Source organism: Rhizobium azibense, from assembly GCF_004342325.1.
Classification (GTDB): Bacteria; Pseudomonadota; Alphaproteobacteria; order Rhizobiales; family Rhizobiaceae; genus Rhizobium; species Rhizobium etli_B.
In genome coordinates this window covers 465,040-484,918 of the sequence record NZ_SMBJ01000005.1, presented here as the reverse complement: position 1 = coordinate 484,918, position 19,879 = coordinate 465,040, and the positions used below count along the sequence as shown (strand labels likewise).

Genomic DNA, 19,879 nt, shown 5'->3' with positions numbered 1-19,879 from the left:
ATCCCAATCTCGACGAGACGCTGAAACAGCGGCTGCGGATTCGCACCGCACGCATGGCCACTCCCGGAAGACGAAGCCCGTCACCCCGCCGCTGACGTCGATTTCAACATCACCGGCTTCGGCAAATTTGGCCTTGATGTTGTCAATTCCTGGAGGAGTCGGTGATAGTGGCAAGGCGCAAGCTGAGCGCACATTCGCTGACTAAGCAGATCTTCCGCGCGGGTGCCAGATATCGGAGCCAGTCATGAATAATATCTCGAACTTCGTTCACCTGCATTTCGACAGGCCGACTGAGCAACTCGGCGACATCGAAAAGCGCGTCCTCAGGAGGACGCACGAACGCAAGATCATCTCGACCGACGTCAATGAAGCCTTTTCCGCCGAGGCGACCTTCGGAGCGCGCGTCGCTGACGGTATCGCAAGGGTGGGCGGCTCCTGGTCCTTCATTATCGCCTTCCTCGCTTTCCTGGCGATCTGGGCGGTAATAAACACCATTGTCCTTGCAACGCGCGCCTTCGACCCTTACCCCTTCGTCTTCCTGAACCTGATCCTCTCCATGCTGGCCGCTCTCCAGGCGCCGATCATCATGATGTCGCAGAACCGGCAGGCCGAGCGCGACCGCTTCGAAGCAGCCAAGGATTATGAAGTAAATCTCAAGGCCGAGCTCGAGGTCATGTCACTGCACCAGAAAATCGACATGCACGTCGTGACTGAACTCGCCGCACTGCGTGAAGAGGTCGGGCGCCTGAACACTTTGCTGGCCGGAAAAGGGGCTTAAACACCTTTTGCGTATTTCAGCGCGCCTTCGTCAATCTCATAGAAGTCGCCCTTGTCGGCACAGTAGATATGATAGCCGAAGGAAAGCCCGCTCGGCAGGTCGAAGGCACCGGCCATCACGGAAACTTCTGGCGATCCCTTCCGCTGCCAAAAGAGCGCCGAACCGCAGTTTTCGCAGAAGCCGCGCTCAGCCGTCTCGCTCGACCGGTACCAGCGGATCGAGCTATTGCCCTCGATCGTCAGGCTCTCTAGGGAGACGTCGCAAGACGCGTAGTAGAGCCCAGTCTGCCGTCGGCACTGTGAGCAATGACATGCGACAACCGGTCCAGGCTTGCGCCGGCTTAAAAACCTCACCGCCCCGCATCCACAGCCACCCGTATATTCCTTCGTCATTCGCAGCTCCTTTTTCGATGGAATGCGAAATTGGCCGCTTGCCTGGAGCTGCGTCAAATCCAATTCCTTGAAGCACAGCGTCAAGAATTTTGATGCCGGACTTCCTAAAAGCCCTGACCAGCAATCCGTGCATGTTCAAGAGAGAATAAACGGTGTTAGAGGTCAGGGACTTGCCTGATGAGATCTCGCATTCTTGCGTTGAGCGTGATGACGATTTTGCCCTTGACGGCGCTCATGGCGACCTTCGCGGGTTTGCTGTTTTTTCTAGTGCGTGACCAGGTCGGTGGTCGGTCCTAAAGACCTGACCGAAGTCTTTTGCGAACTGCCTGATCTGTTTGGCGTTCACCCGTGCCACCGGCAACTGCGTCGCCAGCAGTGCATCGGCCTCATAGCCGCCGGTCGGCTCCAGGACGAGCCGCTCGCCCCCTCAAAAGGGGCAAGATCCCGGCAGCGGTGTTGGCAAAACTCGCCGACTGCTCCTCTGGCAAAAGGCAGACGTCAAAGGATGTTTTTGATATGTCGATGCCGACAAACCGGATAGGTATAGGTCTTGAAGGGCTTATCCCTCTTATGCGCGAGCGTGAAACCCTCTCAACGGTTCGACCTAGCCTTCAAGTAGCAAAAGATTCTTTTCTTACGAACGAAAGTTCGGGTCCGGAAAGACAAGCCGCTTTGCGCACCGCCATTGCGGTTTTCAATCACCACAATGACAAACGCGGCCAGACCGTCATAGCACTGTCCCGCCTTGCAGTGTATAAGGCCCGGCGCTGAGCCGGGCTCTCGATTTCGTTCATTCGTGCAGATCAGCCGTTGACGGCCATCCGCTTCTCGTCGCGGCCGCCCTTCATGCGCTCGGCGAGCAGGAAGGCCAGTTCGAGCGCCTGGTCGGCATTGAGGCGCGGGTCGCAATGCGTGTGGTAGCGGTCCTGCAGATCGTCCGCAGAAACGGCGCGGGCGCCACCCGTGCATTCCGTCACGTCCTTGCCGGTCATCTCGATATGAATGCCGCCCGGATGCGTGCCTTCTGCGCGGTGGATCTGGAAGAAGCTTTCGACTTCCGACAGGATGCGCTCGAACGGACGCGTCTTGTAATTGTTGAGCGTGATCGTATTGCCGTGCATCGGGTCGCAGGACCAGACGACCTTGCGGCCTTCGCGCTCGACCGAACGGATGAGGCGCGGAAGGTGGTCGGCAACCTTTTCGTGGCCGAAACGGCAGATCAGCGTCAGGCGGCCGGCTTCGTTTGCCGGGTTCAGGATGTCGATCAGGTTCAAGAGGTCGTCCGCCTGCAGCGACGGGCCGCATTTAAGCCCGATTGGATTCTTGATGCCTCGGCAGTATTCGACATGCGCATGGTCGGCCTGGCGCGTGCGATCGCCAATCCAGATCATGTGGCCGGAAGTCGCGTACCAGTCGCCGGAGGTGGAATCGACGCGCGTCAGCGCTTCTTCGTAGCCGAGCAGCAGCGCCTCGTGGCTGGTGAAGAAATCCGTCTCGCGCAGGCTCGGGTGGTTCTCGGACGTGATGCCGATCGCCTTCATGAAGTCCATCGTTTCGCTGATGCGGTCGGCAAGCTTGCGGTAGCGCTCGCCCTGCGGGCTGTCCTTGACGAAGCCGAGCATCCACTGGTGGACGTTCTCGAGGTTGGCATAGCCGCCCATCGCGAAGGCGCGCAAGAGGTTCAGCGTCGCGGCCGACTGGCGGTAAGCCATGGCCTGACGTTCCGGGTTCGGAATACGCGCTTCCTCGGTGAATTCGATGCCGTTGACAATATCGCCGCGGTAGCTCGGCAGCGAGACGCCGTTCTGCGTTTCGATGCCCGAAGAGCGCGGCTTGGCGAACTGGCCGGCAATGCGGCCGACCTTGACCACAGGCAGCTGTGCGCCGAACGTCAGCACGACGGCCATCTGCAGGAAGGCGCGGAAGAAGTCGCGGATAGTGTCGGCACCGTGCTCGGCGAAGCTCTCGGCGCAGTCCCCGCCCTGCAGCAGGAAACCGTTACCTTCGGAGACATTGGCGAGATGTTTCTTGAGACGGCGCGCTTCACCCGCAAATACGAGCGGCGGATAGGTGGCGAGCTGGGCTTCCGTTGCCGCCAAAGCGGCCTGGTCGGGATAGTCCGGGACCTGCTGGATCGGCTTTTGCCTCCAACTGCTCGGGGTCCAAGTCTCTGCCATTTTAGTCACCTTTGTCTCGCCGGGATCGCTGCCCGGCGCCTGTCGTCCACAATAACGGCGGCTTATAAACCTTTAGCATCCGCTTGCCTAGCGCCGTTCGACATCGTTCTGAACGGAAGCCAATGCTGCCACGCTTACAAGATAAGCCCCTGATGCGCCTTCAATCCCGCCCTCCGATTTACGTTACATATACTATAAATTTTTGGGGGTAATTCAGCAATTTGTGTCAAACACGAATCTGAAACTGCACGCCATGAAGAGCGCGCTTCGTCTTCGCCGATGATCGGCCCGATCCTGGGGGAATGATATGAAGAAGCTGGCGCGCCGCCTTGTGGGCGATCGTTCGGGAAACTTTGGAATAATGACAGCATTGCTTGCCGTGCCGGTCCTTGGCGCGGCGGGCATGGCAGTCGATTTTGCCCACGCACTCAGTCTCAGGACCCAGCTCTATGCGGCCGCGGACGCAGCGGCTGTGGGTGCCATTTCCGAGAAATCGCCGGCGGTCGCAAAAGCCATGACCATGCAGGGTGATGGGACCATCACAGTAGGCTCTGAAGACGCACAAACGATGTTCATGGGCCAGATGGCCGGCGAAACGAGCAAATTACCGATCAACCTTGAGATCAACGTTACGAAGACCGGCAGCGTCATCGCATCACGCGTGGCCTTCAGTGCTGCGATGCCGACCACCTTCATGCAGCTTCTGGGCCGCGAGACAGTCACGATCGGCGGCACGGCGACAGCGCAATACCAGACGCCGTCCTACATGGACTTCTACATGCTGCTCGATAACACTCCTTCGATGGGCGTCGCCGCGACGCCCGATGATATCGAGCGAATGAAACATGCCACCCGATTTGGCAACGCTAAGGGCAAGGACGCTAAGTGCGCGTTTGCCTGCCATATCGTTTCCGAGAAAGGTGTCGAAGACAAAACCAGCTACTACAATGTCGCACTGAACAACAACATTCCAATCCGGATCGATGTGGTTGCGCAGGCGACAAAGGCACTTATGGAAACGGCAGAACAAACCCAGACGGTTAAGGGGCAGTTCCGCATGGCCGCTTACACCTTTGGCAAGACAGCTCAGGATGCGCAGCTTTTCAAGGTCGCAGAACTGGACGAGAATCTGTCGACAGTCGGCGAAGCGACCAAAAACATCAAGCTTATGAGCATCCCCTTTCAGAATTACAACCAAGATCAGCAGACCAGCTTCGACGATGCGCTGACCAAAATCGAAAAAGAGATCAAAGAAATTCCCGGCCAAGGCACAAGCAGCGCGGACCGCCAGAAGATCGTCTTCTTCGTCTCAGATGGCGTGGGTGACCACGCCAAGCCCACCGGCTGCACCAGCCCGAAAGGCCGAGTCAACAGCACTCGCTGCATCGAACCTATCGATACGAAGTTCTGCGAATATCTGAAGAATAAGAATATCAAGATAGCCGTTCTTTATACGACCTATCTGCCCCTGGAGGATAACGGCTTCTGGAAGGACTGGGTCAAACCGTTCGACGGCATCATCGCCACCCGGATGCAAGAATGTGCGAGCCCTGGCTACTTTTTCCAGGTGTCCCTGACGCAAGGCATTACCGAGGCTATGGACACCCTCTTCCACAAGATCGTCAGCACGCCGCGTCTCACCGGGTAATGCGCGGCACCACCCAACGCGAACCTCAAACCCGCTCACCACGGCGAATTCGATAGCTCGGCACATACATCGTCACGAGCTCTTCCGCCGCCGTGGGGTGCAGTGCCATCGTTCGGTCGAAATCCTCCTTGGTGCATCCGGCCTTCAGCGTAATCCCGAGAATCTGCGCCATCTCGCCAGCGTCGTGCCCGAGGATATGGGCGCCGACGACTTTGCGGCTTTCTGTATCGACGATCAGCTTCATCAGCATCTTTTCGGACCGGCCAGAAAGCGTCGCCTTGAGCGGCCGGAACTGCGCCCGGTAGACCTCGAGCTCCCTGTAGCGTTTCGCCGCCTCCTCTTCCGAAAGGCCGACCGTGCCGATCTCGGGCTGGGAGAAGACAGCTGTCGCGATCGTTTCGTGATCCGGCTTCGTCGGATTGTTCTTGTATTCCGTCTCGATGAAGCACATCGCCTCGTGGATCGCGACTGGCGTGAGTTGCACCCTGTCGGTGACATCGCCGAGCGCGTAGATGTTGTCGGCGCTCGTGCGCGAATATTCGTCGACGACGATCGCGCCGCGCTCGTTCGTTTTCACACCTGCCGCCTCAAGCCCAAGGCCTTCGGTATTCGGATCGCGTCCAAGCGCAAGCAGCACGGCGCCGGCATTCAGCGTGCCATTATTCAAGGTCTCGACAGCAAGCCCTTGTTCGCTCTTCGACACCATTTCCAAGGTGTCACGGCACAGGATGCGGATTCCCTTGGCAACCATGGCTTCATGCAGGCCGCGGCGCAGATCCTGGTCGAAGCGCGAGAGGATTTCCGCCCCGCGGTAGACGAGCGTCGTCTCGACGCCCAGTCCATGGAAGATATTGGCAAATTCCACGGCAATATATCCGCCCCCCGCAATCACGATCGCCTTCGGCAGATCTTCGAGATGGAATGCTTCATTGGAGGAAATGCAAAGCTCGTGCCCTGGCAGGGCGGCATGCGGGTTCGGCCGGCCACCGGTGGCAATGACGATGGTCTTGGCGGTCACGGTCATGCCGGTCTTCACCAGCCGGATCGTATGCGCATCGACTAGCTCGGCGCGCGTTTCGAGGATTTCCGCATTCGCGCCGGAAAGCCCCTTCTTGTAGAGCCCCTCCAGCCGCGCGATTTCGGCGTCCTTGGCAGCGATCAGCTTCTTCCAGTCGAAATGGCTTTCCCCGACCGTCCAGCCGAAGCCGGCGGCATCCTCGAAATGCTCCCGATATTGCGATGCATAGACGAACAGCTTCTTGGGAACGCAGCCGCGGATGACGCAGGTGCCGCCGTAGCGGTATTCCTCCGCGATCGCGACCTTCTTGCCGAGCGACGCGGCAACACGCGCGCTTCTCACGCCCCCCGAACCGCCGCCAATGACGAAGAGGTCGTAATCATAGGAAGACATGGAAGGGTGCTCCGTGAGGAATAGGCGGGAATGGTTCGATGGATATAGTATCCATGCCTGCAAAAACAAAAGCCCGGACGATGCCGGGCTCTTGCGATCACATCAGCCGAGTTAGGGCTTTGCAGCCGGAGCAGGCGCAGCTGCCGGCTTGTCGCCAGCTGGCGGAGTCTCCGGCACAGGCTCTACCTTGATGATCTTGCTGAGTTCCGTATTGGCATTCTTCTGGAGATCGCGGGCAATGCCCTGCGCCCAGATATCGGCTGCCCTGTTCGTCTCGCGCGAAGCGATGGGACCGTCCTTCAGAAGCTTCTTGCCGACCGGCGAGTTGTAGAAGTCTGCGATGGCCTTCAGCTCTTCAACCGTGAATGCCTTCGCATAGTTCGTTGCGGCTTCCTTCTCGAGATCGGAGCGGCGCGGTGCGAGCGCCAGAGCCTGCGCGTCGACCGTGGCGCTGATTACGTCTTCGTAGTTCGGCGAATCCTGAATGAGGCCGGCCTTCAGGCGTTCGGCGAGGCCGGGCAGGATATTGTCGAACTGCGCCGTTGCGCCGATGGCGGCAACGGCTGCACGCGCGGCCTTCAACTGCTCGTCGGAAATTTCCTGCGCCTGCGCAGCTGAGCCGAAAGCGATGCCGGACAGAATAACCGTCGCGGCGGCAAAACGGCCAAGACCTGCAAATTTCTTCATGAGTTTCTATGCTCCTGTTATCTGTTCGCCTGCAGCGTGCGCGCACCCGCTGGACCCGCGATGATCGCAAGTGACGCCATATTGAGAAAAAGCCCGTGCTCAACGACCCCGGGTATCGAATTCAGCTCGCTCGAAAGCGCGTCTGCATCAGGAATGCGGCCAAAAGATGCGTCGATGATGTAGTGGCCGCCGTCCGTGGTAAATTCTCCGTCACCGGATTGGCGAAGTGTCAGGCTGCCGGTCAGGCCGAGCCTGGCAGCCTTCCTTTCGATCGCGATGCGTGTGGAAACCAGACCGAAGGGATTGACTTCGATCGGCAGCGGAAACCTGCCGAGCGTCTCGACCAGCTTGGTCTCGTCGGCAATCACGATCACGCGGTCCGAAGCCGCCGCGACAATCTTTTCGCGCAGCAACGCCCCGCCGCCGCCCTTGACCAGGCGCAGGCTGGCATCGATTTCGTCGGCGCCGTCGACGGTCAGGTCGAGTTCCGGGAGTTCGTCGAGAGACTTCAGCGGCACGCCGAGCTCGACGCAAAGCCGCGCCGTGCGCTCCGACGTCGGAACGCCCTCGACCCTGAAGCCACCGGCAACCTTCTCCGCTAGCAGGCGAACGAACTCCTCTGCCGTACTGCCCGTCCCGATTCCGAGCCGCATTCCATTTTCGACGTGGGTAAGAGCCGCCTCGGCGGCCTTGATCTTCATTTCGCGGGCGTCCATGCGCCGCCTACTCCGGTTGTTTCGTTGGATGTGCTGTTTACACGGCTCGTATGGCAAACGAAAGCCAAAATAATAACGGAAAACCGAAATGCAAAAGCATCGCTGCGGCGTTACGGCCCATAGTCTTGGCGTTGCTTTTTCAATGCCCATCACCTACTGCGGGAATACCGGATTTCATGAAGAGGCGATTTCCTTGACCCCTGCTCTTGTCGTATTCGATCTCGACGGCACGCTGCTCGATACACATGCCGATCTCGTCGAGAGCCTGAATTTCACGATCGCCGCGCTCGATCTCGCGCCAGTAACTTATGCCGATCTGACCCATCTTGTGGGCCACGGCGCCAAGGTGATGATCGAGCGCGCCTGCGCGCTGCGCGGCCACCCGCTTTCGGAGACCGAGCTGCCGCCGCTGCTGGAACGCTTCATCACCCATTACACCGATGCGATGCCCGGCCATACACAGCCATATCCCGGCTTGATGGCCGCCATGGATACCCTAAAAATCAAGGGGTACAAGCTCGCCGTCTGCACCAACAAGCTGGAATCGCTGACGCTGACGCTTCTGCGAAAACTCCACCTCACCGGTTATTTCGACGCCATCACCGGCGGCGACACCTTTTCGGTCCGCAAACCAGATGCGCAACACCTGACCGGCACGATCGAACGCGCCGGCGGCACACTGGCACGCACCATCATGATCGGCGACAGCCTCAACGACATCGCCGTCGCCAGAAACGCCAACGTCCCATCGATCGCCGTCCCCTTCGGCTATTCCGACGTGCCGGTCGAAACGCTGCGTCCGGACCGGATCATCCTGCATTATGACGAACTGACGCCTGAACTCGTCGAAACCGTCATCGGCGATTTTGCGCGGTCGAACGCGGTGGTTGCTTCTCGCTGAAATTCGCGATCAAGCGCGCGGCAAACTCATTTGGAATGCGACTCGATATTTGCCGAACGGCGGCGACCCCGAAGACCGCCGCCTACATTCCGGATCGGAAACACTCAGATCTGAGCGTCCCGCGCCTTCGTCGTCGCCTCGAACGCCTTCTCGACATAGGCATCGCGCCCATAGACATCGTCGAAATATTCCACGACGCCGTCCTTGTTCGGCCATGCAGTGAAGTAGGACACGTAGACCGGCACTCTCTGCGGGACCGAGACCGCCTTGTTCTGACCGGCGGCGATCTGCCTTGCCACATCGGCGACGCTCGTGTTGAGCACAGCCGCCGCCATCGCGCGCGGATCGGCAAGGCGCACGCAGCCATGGCTCAGTGCACGCATGTCGCGCTTGAAGAAGCTCTTCGACGGCGTGTCGTGCATGTAGATCGCATGGCTGTTCGGGAACAGTATCTTCAACTCGCCCAGCGCATTGTCGCCGCTCGGGGGTTGGCGCACGGAAACATTGGAGGTCGAGCCGTACCAATCGACGCTGGAGGACGGAACCGCATGGCCATTGATCGCCACTTCATACCCGAGGCGGTCGAGATAATTCGGATCGGCGCGCAGTTTCGGTAGCATCTCGTTGATGATGATCGACTGCGGAACGCCCCAGAACGGATTGAACTCGACGGTTTCGATCTCGTCCTGGAAGAAATAGGTCTGGTTGGACTTCTGACCGACCACGACGCGCATCGACAACTGTTCCTTGTTGTCGTTGTGGTAGTAGACCATAAAGGCTGGCTGGTTGATGAACACGTAGCGCGAACCGAGGTCTTCCGGCAGCCAGCGTGCCTGCTCCATCGCGACGGTAAGCTTCTCGATCTTCGAAGCATTGCTGTCGCCACCGGTCATGATACGCACGGTCGCCTGGCCGATTACGCCGTCCGGCTTCAGATTGTGCTCCTTCTGGAAACCCTCGACCAGTGAAACCAGCTCGGGCGAGTAGACGAAGCCACCGCTATAGGCATCCAGCGTTGCCGCATGCTGCGCCTTAAGCGCTTCCGAGCCGTGCCTGCCAATGGCCTTGACTATATTGGCGACCTCCGGCGAGCTGTCGCCCGGGCGCAGCAGCCGATCGAGCGATATCGTGATCGGCTCGTCGCCAGCCGTCTCGGCCTTGAGCTTGGCGAGTTCTTCCTTGAGTGCTGCAAATTGCGGTCCGTCCGGCGTGCGGCTGGTAAGATAGGCGCCGATATCCGGGCTCATACGTGCAAGCTTGAGAACCGGAGCGAGGTTGACCTGCTTGCGCCTGAAATCGTGGTATCCCGAAATCTTGTTCGGATCGATGCGTCCACGAACCGTATCCTGGACATAGGCGAGGACCTTCGAGGAAAGCTGCAGCTCGAACTGCGTAAGCGCGCGGTCGCGGGCAGCCGGATCCGGATTGACCGGGTCGACGGCCGGCACTTCGACAGTATAGTCGGCCGGATCGAGGCCGACGGAACCTACACCGGAAAGAAAACTCATCGCCGCCTTGGCACGATCGTTGATCTCTGCGCCGGTCAGCCAGACAAAGGGGTTCTTGGGACTGCCGTAATAGGTTTCGAGAGCCTTTGCGACATTTACGTCGGCGCGAACCTTGGCTTCGGCGAGGAACCGGCGCTCGACGACCACCGGCGCGATGGCCGCCTCACCGGACGCCGACGCAATCGCGCCCGTCACCGTCGGCTCGGCAAAGCTGGTAATATTGACGAAGCGCATCGCGTCCGGCTTATAGGTATAGTAGCGGGGACCGCTGACCTTCGGTAGCGGCATTGCCGGCATCTCGCCGAACGCGCCTGGATTGGCAGGGTTGATGATCGGAGTCCGCTCGCGGTGGCCGCGGATCATGTCCATCAGCGTATAAGCATGCGCCGGCGCGGCCATCGCCGCAAATCCACAGGAAAGTGCCAGTGCGGAGACCGCACCCTTGAAAAACGATGTCATGCTTTTTCCAGTCCCAGTATCACGCTGTCCTTGGCCGAGGCCAAGCCCATTTATAAATTCAAACCGTCTGGCTTTCCCGGTCCATTGTCAGAAACCTGCTCCGAGCGCCAGAAGCACCGGCACAACTTGTGTGACGCCGTCAAAGCGTGCCGCCGGCAAACAGTTCACACAAAATTATGAAATTATTAGTTAATTTTTTACCGAATTTCGCGCGATTGCCATAGTGGTCAAACGCGCCCTCTGGGCATAAAGTTTCAAGCGTGTCCTAAAAACAACGATGAATACTATAAAACATGAATAACGCTTTCATATTTCGTCTTCGGCCTGGTTTTCTTGAGATCCGTTCGGACCTATAAGACCGACCTGAAACGAACGCGCTTCGGCGCATGCGACAGGAAGGCATTGCTATGACCTCGAACCGTACCGAAACAGATACCTTTGGCTCGATCGACGTGGCAGGCGACCGATATTGGGGCGCCCAGGCGCAGCGCTCGCTCGGCAATTTCAAGATCGGTTGGGAAAAACAGCCGCTGTCGATCGTGCGAGCCCTCGGCATCGTCAAGCAGGCAGCCGCCAGGGTGAATATGGAACTCGGCCAGCTCGATCCAGCAATCGGCAAGGCGATTGTCGATGCCGCTCAAGAAGTCATTGACGGAAAGCTCAACGACCATTTCCCGCTCGTCGTGTGGCAGACAGGTTCGGGGACGCAGTCGAACATGAACGCCAACGAGGTGATCTCCAATCGGGCGATTGAAATGCTCGGCGGCGTCATGGGGTCCAAGAGGCCGGTGCATCCGAATGACCACGTCAATATGAGCCAGTCTTCGAACGATACTTATCCGACGGCCATGCACATCGCCTGCGCCGAGCAGATCGCCCACCACCTGCTACCGGCCCTGAAGCACCTGCATGCCGCCCTCGACATGAAGGTCGTCGAATTCAATCACATCATCAAGATCGGCCGCACGCATACCCAAGACGCAACGCCGCTGACGCTCGGGCAGGAATTCTCCGGCTATGCGGCACAGGTCGGCTCCGCTATCAAGCGTCTGGAGATGACGCTTCCGGGCCTTTGCGAACTGGCGCAAGGCGGCACCGCCGTCGGCACCGGGCTGAACGCACCGGCCGGCTTTGCGGAAAAGGTGGCCGAGGAGATCGCCAAGATTGCCGATATGCCATTTGTCACCGCGCCCAACAAGTTCGAGGCGCTTGCCTCACATGACAGCATGGTATTCAGCCACGGCGCCATCAATGCCGCAGCAGCCGCGCTCTTCAAGATCGCCAATGACATCCGCCTGCTCGGCTCCGGCCCGCGTGCCGGCCTCGGCGAACTGTCGCTGCCGGAAAACGAACCGGGCTCATCGATCATGCCCGGCAAGGTCAACCCGACGCAGTGCGAGGCGCTGACGCAGGTCTGCGCCCACGTCTTCGGCAATCATGCCGCCCTCACCTTCGCAGGCAGCCAGGGTCATTTCGAGCTCAACGTCTATAACCCGATGATGGCCTATAATTTCCTGCAGTCCGTCCAGCTTCTCGGCGATGCGGCGATCTCCTTCACCGACAATTGCGTCGTCGGCATCGAGGCCCGCGAAGACAATATCAAGGCTGGCCTGGAGCGTTCGCTGATGCTCGTCACCGCGCTTGCGCCGACGATCGGCTACGACAACGCCGCCAAGATCGCCAAGACGGCGCACAGGAACGGAACGACGTTGAAGGAAGAAGCACTCGCAAGCGGGCTCGTCACCTCCCAACAGTACGACGAGATTGTCCGCCCCGAGCAGATGATCGGCCCCAAATAGCCGGCGCGATCTCGTCCGCCTACACAAACCCGTCCGGTAAGCGAAAGCGGGAGGGCGATTCGGCACCAAAAACAAGAAAGGCTCGCAGAGGTCAATCAAGCCTTCCGCATTGATCGGCTGCGATCGGCCGGGACTGCCCGCGCGCAGGCTCAGCAGTTCAATACGAAGAACGCCGAAGTCCCCGTTTAGAGCCCGCATCAGCCCGCATCATCACAACTCGTTCGTGAACGTCGAATGATGACGCCGCTCCCTTCGTCGTGCGATGGGGAGCAGCGAGGCCAGGTCAGCGATTGCATTTGCCGTTCGCCCGATTTAGATCGGTTCCAAACTGTGCGATGCCAATTCTCAAGAAAGGTCAATTCGATGGCTGACGATCTCTTCCCGCTCGGCAAGGACACCACCGCTTATCGCAAGATCAGCAGCGACTACGTCTCTGTCGACAGCTTCAGGGGACAGGAGATCCTGACGGTAGAACCAGAGGGCATGCGCCTGCTTGCCGAAACTGCCTTTGCCGACATCAACCATCTGCTGCGGCCCGGCCACTTGAAGCAACTTGCAGCCATCCTGGATGATCCGGAAGCAACCGAAAACGACCGTTTCGTCGCCTACGACCTTTTGAAAAACGCCAATATCGCGGCAAGCGGCATCCTCCCCATGTGCCAGGACACCGGCACTGCGATCATCATGGGCAAGAAGGGCCGCCGGGTGTGGACCGAAGGCGGCGATTACGCAGCGCTCGCAAAGGGCGTGATGGATGCCTATGAGAAGAAGAACCTGCGCTATTCGCAGCTCGCGCCGCTCAAGATGTTCGAAGAGAAGAACACCAAAAACAACCTGCCCGCCCAGATCGACATTTATGAGGAAGGCACGGATTCCTACGATTTTCTCTTCGTCGCCAAGGGCGGCGGTTCGGCAAACAAGACCTTCCTCTATCAGGGAACGCCCTCGCTTCTGACGCATGACCGCATGATCGACTTCCTCAAGGAAAAGATCCTGACGCTGGGGACGGCGGCCTGCCCTCCCTACCATCTGGCGATCGTCATCGGCGGCACCTCGGCCGAAATGAACCTCAAGACCGTCAAGCTCGCCTCGACACATTACCTCGACGGCCTGCCGACGCAAGGTTCCGAGAGCGGCCACGCCTTCCGCGATGTCGAGATGGAAATGGAAATCCACAAGCTGACGCAGCAAATGGGTGTCGGCGCCCAGTTCGGCGGCAAATATTTCTGTCACGACGTGCGCGTCATCCGCCTGCCCCGCCACGGCGCATCGCTGCCGATCGGCCTCGGCGTCTCCTGTTCCGCCGATCGTCAGGCCAAGGGCAGGATCACCCGCGACGGAATTTTCATCGAACAGCTGGAAAACGATCCGTCCAGGTATATGCCGGAGATCGACGAGACGAAGCTGTCGGAATCGACGGTCCGCATCGACCTCCACCAGCCGATGGCCAACATCCTTGCCGAATTGACCAGGCATCCGGTCAAGACCCGCCTTTCGCTGACGGGAACGATCATTGTCGCGCGCGACCTCGCCCATGCAAAAATCCGCGAACGCCTCGAAAAGGGTGAAGGCATGCCGGATTACTTGAAGAACCACCCGGTCTATTATGCCGGTCCGGCAAAGACGCCCGCCGGCTACGCCTCGGGCTCCTTCGGCCCGACCACCGCCGGTCGCATGGACAGCTATGTCGACCAGTTCCAGTCATTCGGCGGCTCGATGGTAATGCTTGCCAAGGGTAACCGTTCGCGCGCGGTGCGCGAAGCCTGCAAGGCGCATGGCGGCTTCTATCTCGGCTCGATCGGCGGTCCGGCCGCCCGCCTGGCGCAGGATTGCATCAAGAAGGTCGACGTCTTGGAATATCCGGAACTCGGCATGGAGGCCGTCTGGAAAATCGAGGTCGTGGATTTCCCGGCCTTCATCGTCATCGACGACAAGGGCAACGACTTCTTTCAGGAGCTCAATCTCGGCTGAGTGCCATCAGTGAACCGCCGCGGTCTTGCGCGGATCGATCTGCTGGGTGCTTGCCAGACCATTCAAAGCCTGAAAATCGGCAGCGCCCAGCGATTCCTCGGCCCTTACGCTGGCGAGGATATCGGTGCGGAACGCGCCGTCGAAGAAGCCGCTGTCGTGCAGCAACAGTGCCGAGCCGGCGACAATGGCAGCCGCAAGAATGACCGGGGACGGTTTCCATAATCTCATGCCTTCTGTTGGACCGCTCCAGGTCCATTGAGAAGGAATGTGCACCTCGCCCATCGTTTACGACAGAGAACGTTTTCGACACCGACTGTCAACAAATCGAAGACGTCCAAAGTCGTCGGAAATGTCCGCGTATTGGGGCGTCACTGGGGCGCAATGCGCCAAAGCGTCAGGAAAATTGAATTTTCGCCTTATTTTGATTGCCTAGTATTTCATCGATGGTGGAGCAGAATACTCATATCTAATCTTTAGTATATGTGCCTTTAATCCTTTCCCAACGAATTTAAGCTAGTCATTAGAAGATTGCCTTCGAAATCTCATTGAGGAGTATGCCGAATGACTGCGGCTGCAGCGCCAAAGGCGCAGGTTCCCGACGTGGCAGGTCAGATCACATATGCCATGCGCTCGATGGGGGTCGCGCCAATCCCGCGCAATTACGAGCTCTTCTATGAGGCCTATATCGGCTCCAATCCCGCCTTGACGCGCGATCTTGCTGCTCTTGGTAGCCAGGCGACGCAGGAAGAGCTCGACGCACTCGGCGCGCGGCACTTCACCCATTCGCCCGCCCGTGTCTTCGACGATGCTCACAGGCGCATCGCCGCCGAGCTGGAAGGGCTCCTGCGTGTCCTGCGCCAGGAGCAGACCTCGCTCGAAAGCTACAACAAGCTGCTTGGCGAAACCTACAAGCGCATCAATTCCAAAAGTGCCGCAAGCGTCGAGCTCATCGAAAACGCCATCACAATTCTTTCGGAGGCGACCGGCGATACGATGGCGCATGGCGAAAGGACGGTTGAAAACGTCGCCCAGCGCTCGCAGGAGATGGACCGGGTCCGTAAGGAACTCGATGAATACAAGCGCATAGCCAATACCGACTCGCTGACGCGCCTTTCCAACCGCCGCGCCTTCGACGATCGCCTCGCCGCCGTCTTCGACAATCCCGCACTGAAGCCCATCACCGCGCTGGTACTTGCCGATATCGACAATTTCAAGAAGATCAACGACACCTACGGCCATCCTGTCGGCGACAAGATCCTCGCGACCGTGGCCTCCGTCATCCGCGCCAATGTACGCCGCGATATCTTCGTCGCCCGCACCGGCGGCGAGGAGTTCGCGTTGGTCGTCGATGGCAATACGCCGGAGGAAGTGATGAGCATGGCCGAGCGCATCCGCCGCACGCTCGAGGCTACCCCTTTCAAGAATTCCCGGACCCGCGTGAATTATGGACCTGTGACCGTCTCCATGGGTGTCTGCATGGCATCGAACGCTGATGATCCGGGCGAGCTTTACTACAAGACCGACATCGCTCTCTACGGAGCAAAGAATGCCGGGCGCAACTGCAGCGTCCTCTACCAGGAAGGCATGCAGAAAGATTTCAGCAAGAGCTGGCTGATCTACAAGTCGTAACGGCCGTCATTGGGTGACGGCTGCCTACCACATCGTCTTTGCCGCACGGCCCGCCCACTCCCGGTCGTAGGTTTCGTGATCGAAATCTTCCGCCGCCTCCTTGAGCATCAGGCCCGGGGTCGGCAGCTTCGCCGGATCGGAAAAATTCTCCGGGTTCCAAAGCTGCGCTCTTATGAGAGCGCGGGCGCACTGGAAATAAACCTCGTCGATGGTGATCACAACGACGGTGCGCGGATGCTTACCATCCATCTCGAAGCTCGAGAGCAGTGCCTCATCGTTCGACACCAGCCCGCGGCCGTTGATGCGCATCGTCGTGTTCGAACCCGGCACCAGGAACATGAGTGCAAGGCGCGGATCGCGCACGATATTTGAAAGCGAATCGACGCGGTTGTTGCCGCGCCAGTCGGGCAGATGCAGCGTCTTTTCGTCGATCACCCGCACGACGCCGCCGATGTCGCCTCGCGGCGAGCAGTCGAGCCCTTCCGGCCCGACGGTCGCAAGCGCCATGAAGGGGGAAGCTTCGATCATCTGGCGGTACAGCGGCGTCAGGCCCTTCGTCACCTTGGCAAGGGACGCCTGTGTTAGGCCTCCCGCATAGATTTCAGCGAGTTCCTCGACCGTCCTGATGACTTTCATGATCGTCCTGCCACGTTTCAAAGACCGGCCATTAGCCGCCCGAAATGACGCTACAATGACGCCCGTCTGCCCGGAAGGCCAAAAAGCGGAATGATCCCAACATCATTTCTTATGGGATTGTCGGCAAGGAACCGCTGGATCTCCGCAAGCACCGGCTCGGCGCTGACGATCCGTCGGTGGCCGAAGCCGTTGGCCCAGAAGAGCCGCACGCTCCGGCCCGAGGCAGCGTAGCGCCGCGCATGACTGGCGCTGACTTCCTTGTCGTCTTGCGCGTGGATCACCAGCATCGGGCGCCTCATCGTTGCAGCCGCCTCCCCCGCATCGAAATCCTCCAGTCCCCGGCCGGTCAGCCGATGCACCTCGCCTTCAAGCGCCGTCTGTGCCGCCTTTTTGAGGCCGACCATCCTGCCGAAGTCGGCAAACAGCCATTTCATCTCGCTCGGCGAGCCGATCGTGACGATCTTTCCGGTCGAAAGCGGCTCGATTTCAGGCAGAAGGCCGGCCGCCGAAACCATCAGCGCCGCGCCGCCGAAGGAATGGCCGACTGTCGCGTCGAATGGCCCAAACCGCGCCTGGGCTGCGGCGATCGTCTGTACGGCAAGCCCCATATGCAGGAAGCGTCCGCCTGCCCGTCCGTGGCCTGGAAAATCGACACCGATCACCTCCGCGCCGCTTGCAGCAAGCGCACCGATCAAATCGGTCATGTATTCCATGCTCGATCCCCAACCGTGCGTCACAAGGCAACGCTGCCGCCTGCCGGCAGCACCGCCGTTGATCCGGTAGGCATGCGCCCGCCGCCCACCTGCAAGGCGAAGCTCGATTCGCTCTGCCGATTGCAGGAAAGCCCGGCCGGCCGCATGCGCCGCCTTCGCCTTTGCGCCCTTTGGCTTTGCCGACGGTGTCAGGCAAAACAGCCTGAATGCCGCCTTACCCGCAAGACGCGGGGAAACCGCCTGCAACAGCAACAATCCGAGGCGGGTGACCTTCAGTGCAAAGTTTGGCATAGTGGGAATCCAATAATGTTCAACACTGAACAATAAAGTACAACGATGAACAAAAATCAATCCCTTCCCTGGGATCATCCGCGTTTTCGCAGCTGGGTCGCCGTCGCCCGCGCCTGCCAGTTGATGCAGCAATCCCTGGGCCGCTCGCTGGCAGGGCTCGATATCAAGACCCCGCATCTCGATATACTGATCAATCTTTATCGCTTCGAAGGCATCTCGCAGCAGGAGCTTGCCCGCAAGCTCCTCGTCGGCCGCTCCAATATGAGCATGCTGCTGCCACAGATGGAAAAACGCGGCCTGATCGAGCGCCGCGGCGACGACAAGGACAAGCGCGTGCTGCGGCTCTACCTGACACCGGAGGGCCGCAGCGTCACCGAGCGCGCCATGGTGATCCAGACCGACCTGATCGAGCAGGTGCTCTCCACCGAGCCGATCGAGCAGTGCATGGCCATGGCAAGCTCGATGGAACGCATCATCGGCCTGCTGCAGCAGGATCTGCGCGAGGCGGATTGACGTCAGTGCAGCATGCGTTCGGCCCGCTGGCCGGCAAGCGATCTGTATTCCCATGCAGCAACGAAGATCAGCACCAGCGTCGCCAGAATGCCCATTACATAGACTTCGAGCACCGGTGCCAGGAACGCCAATAGGACCAGCAGCACAAGCCCTGCCAGGTGCGAAAGCGGCGCCCGCCCGCTCGTTGCGCCCTTGAACCAGAGATTGCCAGCAAGAAAAAGTCCCGAGCCCCCGAGGATTGCAGTCATCACACCGATATCACCGCTGTCGTGCGGATGCGAGAACATGAACTCGACGGCCACCGCATGAACGATGATGCCCGCCAGAATCGGAATATGCGCATAGGTGAAAGCCTGGCGCGCAAGGCGACCCGGCGTTTCGTCGTGCTCGATCCTGTGTGCGGCCCGCTGGTGCCCGAACCGGAAATAGAGCCACCACATCGCCACGGTTCCAACAAAGCCCGTGACGAAAACGACGGTCGTTAGGCCGGAAAAAGGAAGTTCCGAAAAGGTGCGGCCGGAAACGAGGATCGCTTCGCCGAGGCAGATGATGATGAACAGCGCGCAACGCTCCGCCATATGTGCGCCCGAGACATCCCAATCCGCCGCCGTCGACTTGGACAGCCCCGGCACGAAGAAACCTGAGGCCGGACCCGCATAATCGATGAGGAGCGCGACAATCCATGTAATCAACCGCGCCTCATGGTCTAGAAAACCGCCGGCGATCCAGAAAACGCCTGCAACCGAAAGCCATGTGCTGATACGGATGAAGTTGAGATAGTTCGAGCGGCCGGCATCCTTCATCGCATAGAGCGCAAAGAACGACCGTCCGACCTGCATCAGCACGTAGGCAGCGGCAAAAAGCAGTCCCTTGTCGCCGAAACCTTCTGGAATCGAAGCCGAAAGTACCAATCCGAGCAGCATCAGAACAACGAGCATGCCGCGCACCGGCATCTTTTCCGGATCGAGCCAGTTTGTTACCCAGGCGGTGAAGACCCAGACCCACCAGACAGCGAAGGTCATCAGCGCCGCTTCGACTGCGCCGAGCAGCGTATAGTGGGCCGCCAGCGCGTGGGAAAGCTGGGAAATGGAAAAGACGAACACCAAGTCGAAGAAGAGTTCGAGAAAGCTGACCTTGCTGTCGGCCGGACTTTCCTTCGAACGCAGCCAGTTTTTACCAGCGGTTCTCGCCATTTCCCCCCCTTTATGGCTGTTTTCGGCTCAGCGCGGCTTTTCCGCGACGTCGCGGCTCATGCCCTTGTCGCCGAGTTCCTTCTCGTATTCCGCAAAGAGCTCCTCGCCACGCTCGCCGAGTTCGCGCAGATAGCTCCAGGTGAAGATGCCCGTGTCGTGCATGTCGTCGAAGCCGATGCGCACGGCATAATTGCCGGTCGGGGTCATCGAGATAATTGCTACGTGGCGCTTGCCGGGAACCGTCAACTTCTGCCCCGGCCCATGGCCCTGTACTTCTGCCGAGGGCGAAAGCACGCGTAGCATTTCGGCCGAAAGATCAAAGCTCTGGCCGTCGTTGAAGGTCACGGTCAGACGCTGACGGTCCTTCGAGACACGCAGTTCAGTCGGCCAGATATCGCTCATCGCTCCCTCCAATTGTCACGAAGCAGTAGGCAATCGAGCATTTCGAGGCAAGCTC

Annotated in this window: 18 protein-coding genes and 1 pseudogene; 7 read left to right on the top strand and 12 right to left on the bottom strand. The window is 59.4% G+C overall.

From position 1 onward, the window contains the following. Window positions 1-244 precede the first annotated feature (244 nt). Window positions 245-778 carry a DUF1003 domain-containing protein gene (locus EV130_RS15615; protein ID WP_074061438.1) on the top strand — a complete coding sequence of 178 codons (534 nt, stop codon included), beginning with the start codon at window positions 245-247 and terminating at the stop codon, window positions 776-778. Here the strand turns inward: EV130_RS15615 and EV130_RS15610 are convergent. The 3 genes and pseudogenes from EV130_RS15610 to EV130_RS15605 form a co-directional block, all read right to left on the bottom strand. After that, window positions 775-1,170, bottom strand: a complete 396-nt coding sequence (locus tag EV130_RS15610) for a GFA family protein (protein ID WP_132550125.1) — start codon at window positions 1,168-1,170, stop codon at window positions 775-777. The two genes, EV130_RS15615 and EV130_RS15610, sit on opposite strands and share 4 nt — an antisense overlap. 286 nt (window positions 1,171-1,456) lie before the next feature. After that, window positions 1,457-1,715: pseudogene (locus tag EV130_RS34235) on the bottom strand (IS110 family transposase); the annotation flags it as partial. A gap of 258 nt (window positions 1,716-1,973) precedes the next feature. Continuing rightward, window positions 1,974-3,347, bottom strand: a complete 1,374-nt coding sequence (locus EV130_RS15605; RefSeq protein ID WP_074061439.1) for a class II 3-deoxy-7-phosphoheptulonate synthase — start codon at window positions 3,345-3,347, stop codon at window positions 1,974-1,976. A 307-nt stretch (window positions 3,348-3,654) separates the two neighbouring features. Between EV130_RS15605 and EV130_RS15600 the strand changes: the two genes are divergently transcribed. After that, entirely contained in the window at window positions 3,655-4,995 is a 1,341-nt protein-coding gene (locus tag EV130_RS15600) for a TadE/TadG family type IV pilus assembly protein (protein ID WP_074061440.1), read from the top strand. 25 nt (window positions 4,996-5,020) lie between these two features. Here EV130_RS15600 and gor read toward each other — a convergent pair whose 3' ends face one another. The 3 genes from gor to rpiA form a co-directional block, all read right to left on the bottom strand. After that, window positions 5,021-6,406 (bottom strand): glutathione-disulfide reductase, encoded by a 1,386-nt coding sequence (gene gor / locus EV130_RS15595; RefSeq protein ID WP_074061441.1) that lies wholly within the window; start codon window positions 6,404-6,406, stop codon window positions 5,021-5,023. Window positions 6,407-6,517: 111 nt separating this feature from the next. Then, window positions 6,518-7,093, bottom strand: a complete 576-nt coding sequence (locus EV130_RS15590; RefSeq protein WP_074061442.1) for a DUF2059 domain-containing protein — start codon at window positions 7,091-7,093, stop codon at window positions 6,518-6,520. A 17-nt stretch (window positions 7,094-7,110) separates the two neighbouring features. After that, window positions 7,111-7,809 (bottom strand): ribose-5-phosphate isomerase RpiA, encoded by a 699-nt coding sequence (rpiA, locus tag EV130_RS15585; protein ID WP_074061443.1) that lies wholly within the window; start codon window positions 7,807-7,809, stop codon window positions 7,111-7,113. Window positions 7,810-7,951: 142 nt separating this feature from the next. Here rpiA and EV130_RS15580 point away from each other — a divergent pair, with 142 nt between their 5' ends. Then, on the top strand, window positions 7,952-8,710 hold the full coding sequence (locus tag EV130_RS15580) for an HAD family hydrolase (protein ID WP_074063186.1): 759 nt from the start codon (window positions 7,952-7,954) through the stop codon (window positions 8,708-8,710). Window positions 8,711-8,814: 104 nt separating this feature from the next. On the opposite strand, the gene EV130_RS15575 is transcribed toward EV130_RS15580, so the two are convergent. After that, window positions 8,815-10,677: a L,D-transpeptidase family protein gene (locus EV130_RS15575; RefSeq protein ID WP_074061444.1), complete on the bottom strand. Its 1,863-nt coding sequence runs from the start codon at window positions 10,675-10,677 to the stop codon at window positions 8,815-8,817. A 407-nt stretch (window positions 10,678-11,084) separates the two neighbouring features. Here EV130_RS15575 and fumC point away from each other — a divergent pair, with 407 nt between their 5' ends. Next, window positions 11,085-12,476: a class II fumarate hydratase gene (gene fumC, locus EV130_RS15570; RefSeq protein ID WP_074063187.1), complete on the top strand. Its 1,392-nt coding sequence runs from the start codon at window positions 11,085-11,087 to the stop codon at window positions 12,474-12,476. A gap of 363 nt (window positions 12,477-12,839) precedes the next feature. Next, window positions 12,840-14,447: a fumarate hydratase gene (locus tag EV130_RS15565; RefSeq protein WP_074061445.1), complete on the top strand. Its 1,608-nt coding sequence runs from the start codon at window positions 12,840-12,842 to the stop codon at window positions 14,445-14,447. A 6-nt stretch (window positions 14,448-14,453) separates the two neighbouring features. Here the strand turns inward: EV130_RS15565 and EV130_RS15560 are convergent, their stop codons facing one another. Beyond that, window positions 14,454-14,729 (bottom strand): hypothetical protein, encoded by a 276-nt coding sequence (locus EV130_RS15560; protein ID WP_342635845.1) that lies wholly within the window; start codon window positions 14,727-14,729, stop codon window positions 14,454-14,456. 279 nt (window positions 14,730-15,008) lie between these two features. Here EV130_RS15560 and EV130_RS15555 point away from each other — a divergent pair, with 279 nt between their 5' ends. Next, window positions 15,009-16,076, top strand: a complete 1,068-nt coding sequence (locus EV130_RS15555) for a GGDEF domain-containing protein (protein WP_132550133.1) — start codon at window positions 15,009-15,011, stop codon at window positions 16,074-16,076. Window positions 16,077-16,100: 24 nt separating this feature from the next. Here the strand turns inward: EV130_RS15555 and EV130_RS15550 are convergent, their stop codons facing one another. Continuing rightward, a complete protein-coding gene (locus EV130_RS15550) occupies window positions 16,101-16,712 on the bottom strand; it encodes a pyridoxamine 5'-phosphate oxidase family protein (RefSeq protein ID WP_074061447.1) in 612 nt (203 codons plus the stop codon). Window positions 16,713-16,762: 50 nt separating this feature from the next. Continuing rightward, window positions 16,763-17,716: an alpha/beta hydrolase gene (locus tag EV130_RS15545; protein WP_132660748.1), complete on the bottom strand. Its 954-nt coding sequence runs from the start codon at window positions 17,714-17,716 to the stop codon at window positions 16,763-16,765. Between the two features lie 45 nt (window positions 17,717-17,761). Between EV130_RS15545 and EV130_RS15540 the strand changes: the two genes are divergently transcribed. Then, the gene (locus tag EV130_RS15540) at window positions 17,762-18,229 is read left to right on the top strand and encodes a MarR family winged helix-turn-helix transcriptional regulator (protein WP_074061449.1); all 468 of its coding nucleotides are present in this window, start codon (window positions 17,762-17,764) and stop codon (window positions 18,227-18,229) included. A gap of 2 nt (window positions 18,230-18,231) precedes the next feature. On the opposite strand, the gene EV130_RS15535 is transcribed toward EV130_RS15540, so the two are convergent. Beyond that, a complete protein-coding gene (locus tag EV130_RS15535) occupies window positions 18,232-19,422 on the bottom strand; it encodes a low temperature requirement protein A (protein ID WP_074061450.1) in 1,191 nt (396 codons plus the stop codon). Window positions 19,423-19,449: 27 nt separating this feature from the next. Next, the gene (locus EV130_RS15530) at window positions 19,450-19,824 is read right to left on the bottom strand and encodes a gamma-butyrobetaine hydroxylase family protein (protein WP_074061451.1); all 375 of its coding nucleotides are present in this window, start codon (window positions 19,822-19,824) and stop codon (window positions 19,450-19,452) included. Between the last annotated feature and the right edge of the window lie 55 nt (window positions 19,825-19,879).